This window comes from Shigella sp. SIG3 (assembly GCF_053555855.1).
Genome location: NZ_JBQZXE010000140.1, coordinates 1 through 8498, shown reverse-complemented (window position 1 = coordinate 8498; position 8498 = coordinate 1). Strand labels below are relative to the sequence as shown.

Annotated in this window: 8 protein-coding genes and 2 pseudogenes; 4 read left to right on the top strand and 6 right to left on the bottom strand. The window is 50.2% G+C overall.

Annotated features, from left to right (window positions below; translation table 11 throughout):
• A partial coding sequence (gene rspA / locus ACUU1I_RS18030; RefSeq protein ID WP_449144870.1) for a starvation-sensing protein RspA occupies positions 1 to 921 on the bottom strand: 921 nt, incomplete at its 3' end.
• Positions 922 to 962: 41 nt separating this feature from the next.
• On the opposite strand from rspA, the gene ACUU1I_RS18025 reads away from it, so the two are divergent.
• Positions 963 to 1304, top strand: a complete 342-nt coding sequence (locus ACUU1I_RS18025) for a DUF1283 family protein (protein ID WP_000705197.1) — start codon at positions 963 to 965, stop codon at positions 1302 to 1304.
• A 34-nt stretch (positions 1305 to 1338) separates the two neighbouring features.
• A pseudogene (gene speG, locus ACUU1I_RS18020) lies at positions 1339 to 1899 on the top strand (spermidine N1-acetyltransferase).
• Positions 1900 to 1901: 2 nt separating this feature from the next.
• Here speG and ACUU1I_RS18015 read toward each other — a convergent pair.
• Positions 1902 to 2612, bottom strand: a complete 711-nt coding sequence (locus ACUU1I_RS18015) for a YnfC family lipoprotein (protein ID WP_001321287.1) — start codon at positions 2610 to 2612, stop codon at positions 1902 to 1904.
• A gap of 107 nt (positions 2613 to 2719) precedes the next feature.
• Here ACUU1I_RS18015 and ACUU1I_RS18010 point away from each other — a divergent pair, with 107 nt between their 5' ends.
• The gene (locus ACUU1I_RS18010; RefSeq protein ID WP_005050191.1) at positions 2720 to 3025 is read left to right on the top strand and encodes a DUF1161 domain-containing protein; all 306 of its coding nucleotides are present in this window, start codon (positions 2720 to 2722) and stop codon (positions 3023 to 3025) included.
• Between the two features lie 198 nt (positions 3026 to 3223).
• Positions 3224 to 4636: pseudogene (locus tag ACUU1I_RS18005) on the top strand (DMSO/selenate family reductase complex A subunit); the annotation flags it as partial.
• A 657-nt stretch (positions 4637 to 5293) separates the two neighbouring features.
• Here the strand turns inward: ACUU1I_RS18005 and ACUU1I_RS18000 are convergent.
• The 4 genes from ACUU1I_RS18000 to ACUU1I_RS17985 all read right to left on the bottom strand — a co-directional run bounded on the left by ACUU1I_RS18000 (position 5294) and on the right by ACUU1I_RS17985 (position 8282).
• Positions 5294 to 6283, bottom strand: coding sequence for a hypothetical protein (locus ACUU1I_RS18000; protein ID WP_000177820.1), 990 nt, complete (start codon positions 6281 to 6283; stop codon positions 5294 to 5296).
• 74 nt (positions 6284 to 6357) lie between these two features.
• Positions 6358 to 6867, bottom strand: a complete 510-nt coding sequence (locus ACUU1I_RS17995; protein ID WP_000095382.1) for a hypothetical protein — start codon at positions 6865 to 6867, stop codon at positions 6358 to 6360.
• A 101-nt stretch (positions 6868 to 6968) separates the two neighbouring features.
• On the bottom strand, positions 6969 to 7190 hold the full coding sequence (locus tag ACUU1I_RS17990) for a hypothetical protein (protein WP_000208730.1): 222 nt from the start codon (positions 7188 to 7190) through the stop codon (positions 6969 to 6971).
• A gap of 246 nt (positions 7191 to 7436) precedes the next feature.
• A complete protein-coding gene (locus ACUU1I_RS17985) occupies positions 7437 to 8282 on the bottom strand; it encodes a hypothetical protein (protein WP_001095297.1) in 846 nt (281 codons plus the stop codon).
• Between the last annotated feature and the right edge of the window lie 216 nt (positions 8283 to 8498).

Here is an 8498-nt window from a genome sequence, read left to right as displayed (position 1 = left end):
AAAATCGGCAATCCGGCGCATACCGGTAATTCCGCCTGCATGGGTCAGCGTGGTGCGGATATAATCGATGAGTTGCTCTTCAATCAGTTGTTTGCAGTCCCAGATGCTGTTGAAGACTTCACCCACTGCGATGGGTGTGACGGTATGTTGGCGAATGAGACGGAAGCATTCCTGGTTTTCCGCTGGCGTCGGGTCTTCCATCCAGAACATGCGATAATCTTCAATGCTTTTACCAAAGCGCGCCGCTTCAATAGGCGTTAAGCGATGGTGCATGTCATGCAGCAAATGTTCATTAAAACCAAACTTGTTACGTACCGCGTCAAACAATTTCGGCATGAAATCGAGGTATTTCTCCGTCGACCACAGCTGCTCTTCCGGCCACTGTCCTTTGGTTGCGGGTTCATAAGCCAGACCTTTACCTTTCGACATGCCGTAGGTGGTTTTCATACCAGGGATTCCGCACTGCACGCGGATGGCTTTGAATCCCAGCTCCTGATGACGGGCATAATCATCCAGAGCTTCATCAATACTGTGACCGGTGGTATGGCAATAAACCATCACCCCTTCACGAGACGCGCCGCCGAGTAACTGGTAAAGCGGCATGTTGGCAGCTTTGGCTTTAATATCCCACAGCGCCATATCAACCGCTGAAATGGCCGACATCGTAACCGGACCGCGACGCCAGTAAGCACCTTTATAGAAAAACTGCCAGATATCTTCGATACGGTGCGCATCGCGACCAATAAGCCGCGGACAAAGATGATCCTGCAAATAAGAGGCCACGGAAAGCTCACGTCCATTGAGGGTGGCATCCCCAAGGCCCGTAATACCGTCCTCAGTGGTGATTTTTAATGTGACGAAATTACGCCCCGGACAGGTAACAAAAACTTCAGCCTGGTACGTTTTGCGTTCGCAGTGGATGGTGTAGAATCACCTTTAATCATTCATACAGGGAATGAATTATGAAAATCACTCTCAGCAAACGAATCGGCCTGCTCGCTTTTCTGCTGCCTTGCGCACTGGCATTGAGCACAACTGTTCATGCCGAAACTAACAAACTGGTGATTGAGTCTGGCGACAGTGCACAAAGCCGCCAGCACGCCGCTATGGAAAAAGAGCAATGGAATGACACGCGCAATCTGCGCCAGAAAGTGAATAAACGCACTGAAAAAGAGTGGGATAAAGCCGACGCCGCTTTTGATAACCGCGATAAATGTGAGCAAAGCGCCAACATCAATGCCTACTGGGAGCCCAATACTTTGCGCTGCCTGGACCGTCGAACTGGCCGCGTTATTACCCCCTAACCTGTTATTGATTTAAGGAATGTAAGGACACGTTATGCCAAGCGCCCACAGTTAAGCTACGCCCGCTGGAGCGTGAAGATTTACGCTATGTACATCAACTCGACAATAACGCCAGTGTGATGCGTTACTGGTTTGAGGAACCCTACGAAGCCTTTGTTGAACTCTCTGATCTGTATGATAAGCGCATATTCACGATCAGAGCGAACGGCGCTTTGTGGTGGAATGTGACGGCGAAAAAGCCGGTCTGGTGGAGCTGGTGGAAATTAACCATGTTCATCGCCGGGCAGAATTTCAGATAATTATCTCCCCGGAGTATCAGGGGAAAGGTCTGGCAACCCGTGCCGCCAAATTAGCAATGGACTATGGCTTCACCGTTCTCAATCTCTATAAGCTGTATCTGATCGTCGATAAAGAGAATGAAAAAGCGATTCACATTTACCGCAAGCTTGGCTTTACGGTTGAAGGTGAATTGATGCATGAGTTTTTTATTAATGGTCAATATCGTAATGCCATTCGCATGTGTATATTCCAGCATCAGTATCTGGCAGAGCACAAAACACCGGGTCAGACTCTCCTGAAGCCGACCGCACAATAGCATTAATAATAATCGATCGTATTTTTGATGGTGTAAACCCGTTCGACGGCGGGTTTTACTCCTTCATCAACAATGATCAGCTGACAGTCCACCGGATTGGCGTGACTGTCATATTCACAGCTCTGTTTTACATTACCAACTCGTTGATTATTTAGTAAAGTAACCGCTGTGTAATCTAATTTTTTGATCGGATCCGTTGATGGCGTGGCGCTGACAGATAATGTTTTGTCGTTACTTTTCGTGGTTTTACCCAGCGGATACCCCTGATCATCATAGCGATATTCCATCTGCATTTGTTTGCTGCTGGCTTTAATCACGAAGCCATTATCATCGGTTTCCCAACTCACCCCGGCAGAAGGTAATTCTGCTAGCTGGCATTTTCCCTGTAAACGTACTCTCTTCTCCAGCGTCTCGGCATCACGGTAATAATTGGCGTCCAGTACCAGAGCGACCACGGTATTATTTTCCAGATCCAGTAATTCGAGTGAATCAAAACAGCCTTCTTCCGACAAAGTCCCAGAAACACGTTTCGTCACTTCACCTTGCTCATCCATTAATGTCTGAGTGAAATCTTTTACCGGACCACGCAGCGGATCAAAATCGAATTCATTAGAGAAACTGGCCATCTCAGGGGTAAATGAAAGTGTTACCTCTGTGCGGTCACATCCTGTGAGGAATATCGCGAGTAAGCATGGTAGTAATTTGTATTTCACAACAGTCACCAGAGAGTAGAGATGATTCTCAATCATAGTAGCAAATACAGTACTTTACACGTTAAATGCTATGCTTAAAGAAGTTATCTTCGCGTAAGGAGCTTATGATGAAACTCTCAACCTGCTGTGCCGCGCTTCTGCTCGCCCTCGCCTCACCCGCGGTACTCGCCGCGCCGGGATCCTGTGAGCGCATACAGAGCGATATATCACAGCGCATTATCAATAATGGCGTACCCGAAAGCAGCTTCACGTTAAGTATTGTACCCAATGACCAGGTTGATCAGCCTGATTCCCAGGTCGTCGGGCATTGCGCTAATGATACGCATAAAATTCTCTACAACCGCACCACCAGCGGTAACGTCTCTGCTCCCGCGCAGTCTACCCAGGATGGCGCGCCTGCCGAACCGCAGTAACACATTATCGACTGAACGCCGGATATGACACATCCGGCGATTTGAACATACAACATAATCTCACCTTATTACTCATACCCTTCTATTGATGTGGATTAATAATTCTTAACCCAAAATGGGTAGACTCCCTCTATTGTTAGCGCGCTAAATATTCAATATATAAACATTTATATAACGATAAAGAACAGGGAGTGAGTTATGTCCAAAAATGACCGAATGGTGGGCATCAGCCGCAGAACACTCGTTAAATCAACCGCGATAGGTTCTCTGGCGCTGGCTGCAGGCGGTTTTTCTTTACCGTTCACCCTGCGCAGTGCAGCGGCAGCGGTACAACAGGCCAGCGAAAAAGTGATCTGGGGTTCCTGTTCCGTCAACTGTGGTAGCCGCTGTGCACTTCGTCTACATGTTAAAGATAATGAAGTGACCTGGGTGGAAACTGACAATACCGGCAGCGATGAGTACGGCAACCATCAGGTACGCGCCTGTTTGCGCGGTCGCTCCATCCGCCGGCGTATTAATCATCCCGATCGCTTGAATTACCCAATGAAACGCGTGGGTAAACGCGGTGAAGGCAAATTCGAACGGATTAGCTGGGATGAAGCCCTGGATACTATCGCCAGTAGCCTGAAAAAAACCGTCGAACAGTATGGCAATGAAGCTGTATATATTCAGTACCCTTCGGGGATTGTTGGCGGCAATATGACCCGCTCTTCGCCATCAGCCTCGGCGGTCAAACGCCTGATGAACTGCTACGGCGGTTCACTCAATCAGTATGGCTCCTACAGCACCGCGCAAATTTCCTGTGCCATGCCCTACACCTACGGCAGTAATGATGGCAACAGCACCACGGATATTGAAAACAGCAAGCTGGTCGTGATGTTTGGTAACAACCCGGCAGAAACCCGCATGAGCGGTGGTGGCATCACTTATCTTCTTGAAAAAGCGCGCGAGAAATCGAACGCCAAAATGATTGTTATCGATCCGCGATATACCGATACGGCTGCCGGTCGTGAAGACGAATGGCTCCCTATTCGCCCGGGCACCGATGCCGCGCTGGTTGCGGGTATTGCCTGGGTATTGATTAACGAAAATCTCGTTGATCAACCTTTTCTCGATAAATACTGCGTCGGCTATGACGAAAAAACCTTACCCGCAGATGCACCCAAAAATGGTCACTATAAAGCCTATATTCTTGGTGAAGGTGACGATAAAACAGCAAAAACGCCGCAGTGGGCTTCGCAAATTACCGGTATCCCGGTAGACCGTATCATCAAACTGGCGCGTGAAATTGGCACAACAAAACCCGCTTATATCTGCTAGGGCTGGGGGCCGCAACGCCAGGCAAACGGCGAGCTGACTGCACGCGCTATTGCTATGTTACCTATTTTGACGGGCAATGTCGGCATCAGCGGCGGAAATAGTGGCGCGCGTGAATCGACCTATACCATTACGATAGAACGCCTACCGGTGCTGGATAATCCGGTCAAAACGTCAATCTCCTGCTTCAGCTGGACGGATGCTATCGATCATGGCCCGCAAATGACGGCACTCCGCGACGGTGTCCGGGGCAAAGATAAACTGGATGTGCCCATTAAGTTCATCTGGAACTACAAGGACTTGAAGCGGTTACTCGTTAGAGTCACGAGAGACCTTAGTAGGCCTGAGGTCCTGCATTGAGTCAAGACCTTGTGTCATTCTTTGTGCCAGACTTGTGTCATTAGACGGGATGTCTAGACGGCTGGTCAGGCCCCCGGTGGCCTCTTTGTCAGGACTCAGGGTGGCACCGGGGAACATTGGTGTCTTAATTGTATTGAATGAGGTCTCTAACTTTTGGTCCAAAACTCATCGTTAGCTGCTCGCCAGCTCACAGCCGAACCCGAACTGTAAGCACGACCACCAGCACCAGCTTCAGCAGGAAGACGACAAGATAGACTTTATGCAGGTCCATGCGTCCTCCTGTGTCTATTGTACCACTGCACTAGATAACTAGTACAAAATAAAGTCCAGACCGAAGGCCCAGACCATAGTTAATTAATCACATTGATAATCCACCACCTGAAGTCCTGCCAACATTCAGTCCAGCCTTACCCATGCTAGGAGTCTTAACCGGGGTGTCGTTCTGTGTCTCCACCACTGGTGCCGCATCAGGCTCTACAGGAAGCTCCACAGCAGGCGCAGGGACCGGAGGTGATACGGATGTACCACCACCAGCGGAGAAGCCCTTAGCGATGGACCGGAGGCCTTTACTAATGCTCTTACCCATTGCTGTTACGCTTCGGTCTTGGTGAACTTCAGGCGTTTGACTACAGGCAGGACTGCGGTTGCAGCGCCAGTGTCCAGCTTAACTGTCGTAGCAGCTTCAGCGACAACGAAGACCTTACCGAGGATTTCCAAGTCGTGGGACTGAGAGTCGCCATCACGTGAAAGGACGACCGTAATATTCTCACCGTCGTGACGGAAGCAGCCGAAGCTCAGGGCCGTGAAGCGTTTAGCCAGCATGAACACACCTTTGTCCTCACCGTTGTAATACGCGATGTCGGTACCCAGCATATCCACGATAGCGTCTTCACCAGAGAAGCCCTGTTTAGCAGCCAGACGGGACAGCGCTTTCAGTTGGGACTCATGGGCGATGATGCCGTAATCAGACACTTCAGAGCCGAAAGAGGACTCGGTGTTCTCAAACAGAGCGTCCATGATAGCGTCTGCCTTAGTGGTCAGGCTTCCAGTCAGGACTGGCAGCTCTACGGTCTTCAGCAGCTTGGAGGACTCCAGAACGTCAACCATGCGAGCGTTGATGGTACGGACCACATTCTCACAGATGTTCATAGCGTCCTGCTGGAGTGTGCCATGAGTGAAACCAGTGGAGGACTTGGCGTCCCACAGTTTAGTTTGCTCCGAGATGAGGATTGCCTGTTCGATAGGTTCGACGACAATCTCCTGACCAGACGGAACGGTCACGACTTCAGGTCGCTCACCACCGCGTACAGGGACGACCACAGAGCGGTCAGACAGGGTGTGGGCGATGATTGGGGTAGGCAGGCTATTGCGGGTAGGCAGGACTTCTACAGGGAACGGAATGTTATCCTGAGCGTCTTTAAGTACACCGTTCAGCATAGCCTTAACCGTCTTAGCTAACTGGAGGGCATAGACCTGTGGGTCAGCGTTAGTTGGCAGACCTTCGTTAACCTGAATGTTGTCGGTGTCGGTGATACGTACTGGCTCAATGCCGAACTGATAGCTATCTTTAATCATGGTCATAATAATCAATCTCCTAAATTAGTTTTAGATACTGTGGGTCCCGACATCAGGTCAGGACCACTTGTGTGTCTGTCTTAGAGGCTGTCCATCCAGTTACCGCCTGACTCAATGTCAGCGACAATAGCGGCACGGGAGCGACCAGCGGAATGGGTAGCACTGCGGAGGTTCTCACCATAGGTCCGGCGCTCAGCTTTGACCTGTTCGCGGCGCTGTAGCTCTTTCTGCCACTCTGCATCGGTCATGTTCTCTTCACGCATACGCTCAGCCTGAATGCGCTGCTCTTTAGCGATACGCTCAGCCTCGGCTCGCTTGTTCTGCTGGCGACGTTGGTAGGCGGTCATCAGGTCATTGCTGAAGAAGTTTCCAATGGTCACGCCAGCTTCAGCCAGAGCTTCCAGTAATTCCATGGACTCGCGGCTGGTGGCAGGCAGTCCTGACAGGTAGCCCGGAATCAGGGTCTTAATAGCGAAGGACAGTGGGTAGGACTGACCGTCCAGACTCACAGTGTTTTCGTAGAGATTGATGTCGGTGACATGGAGTTTCCAGTCATTGTTGTTGAATAACGCACTAGCTTTGCTAGACATAGTAATTACTCCTCTTGAGAGTTGAGACTATCGGTACCGCAGACACAGTTATGCCTACGGGTCTCCCCGCATCGGTCATCTCAAAAGGTTTAAATTAGGGGTTAGTGAGTGGCGTCCAGCTTAGCGAACGCTCGGCGTAACTGATTGTTCAGGTCACGGTCGACCAGCAGGTCTATCAGTTCGTCTCGACTATAGAAAGGACGCTCAGGGTCCTCTACGCCCATCCCCAGCATTGACAGGAGGCGACGGGTAGGCAGACCACGGTAACGGAGAGTAGCCTTTCCGATGGGTGTCCGTGGGTCGATATGTTGTTTAGTTGTCATTGTTAGAAGTCCTCGTTAGACCAATCATCCACGTCAAATTCACTGGTGATAGGAGCTTGGAAGTTAGGTAGACCCTCTGGTATCTCTAGAGGCAGTCGCTCGTCGACTCTCAGTGCCATCTCTTCGTGTATATGCCGAAGCAGAGAAGTCAGTAAGATAGGGTCCGCAGGATGCTCAGGGCCGTGTCTCTCAATGAAACATATGGTTGTCGCTATTGACTCCATAATCAGTTCATCAGTGAGTCGCTTAGAACCCATAGTCAGACCCCTTGCCCGCTGCTGCTTTCTGGGACTTTGTAGCCTTACCATTCAGGTGAGAATCCACCAGACGACGGACAACCTTGATATTGGATGTGCGCATGTCATGAGCGATATCCTTCCAGTTATCCTTCAGCCAGTCATAACCCTTGCGTAGAATCTTGATGGTAGGCTCTTTGTCGTTAGGCTGTGGCTGTAGACGATAGTAGCCGTTGGTCTCACCTTTCTTATTGAAGATGGCTCGTGGACGTCCGGTCGATAGGTCTATATCCGTAGTGCCAAACTCAGTAACACGCTTGGTGTAGAATGGGTTAGGACGACACAGGGTCTTCAGATATCCAGTCAGGACGCTAGCTGTCAGCATCTTAGAGCTGGTCAACTTAAGGTCCAGAGCTTTAATAACCTCGGTAGGCGTGGCGCCTGACTTGGAGTCCAGCTTGGAGTCGAGGACGATAGCACCGGGCGCATAGCAGATAGCTTTGGTCTGTGCGACCTGAAGTTGCTGGGCCTGAAGTTCGAGGACCTCTTGCTCCTTCTGGCGAATATAGGCTAGGACCTTACGACGCACAGCTTTAGACTCACGCATCCCGACCAGCAGAAGCTGGTCAGTGTTGAGGGTATAGCTTTTAACGTCCTGCCCGAAGCTTACGAAAATTTCGTAGGCTACATTTTGACCGTCCAGCTCATCTTCAATACGGGACACAAAGTCGTTGTTACGGACAGGCTTCTCCCCAGCCTCCACACGAGCCGGGTTGATGACCTTAGTCAAGAAATCGTAGCTACTCATAGACACAAGCTGGTCAAGGTTGATGACGCTAACTTCGTTGGTATTCATAAAGGATGCTCCTTTGGTAAAGCACTTTCTGTCTCCATGTGGAGTCCGCACCTATTCAATGCATCCAAACGGACCCACCAAAAAGTGCTTAACGAAAGTGAATAGGGTTAATGTTGATTAGTGTTGGTCTGGAGTGACCATGTTCTCCATGTGCATATAAGGCGAGACCGCATGTCAGGACGAGCTGTAAGGACCCCAGATGGTGAGCGGTGATAG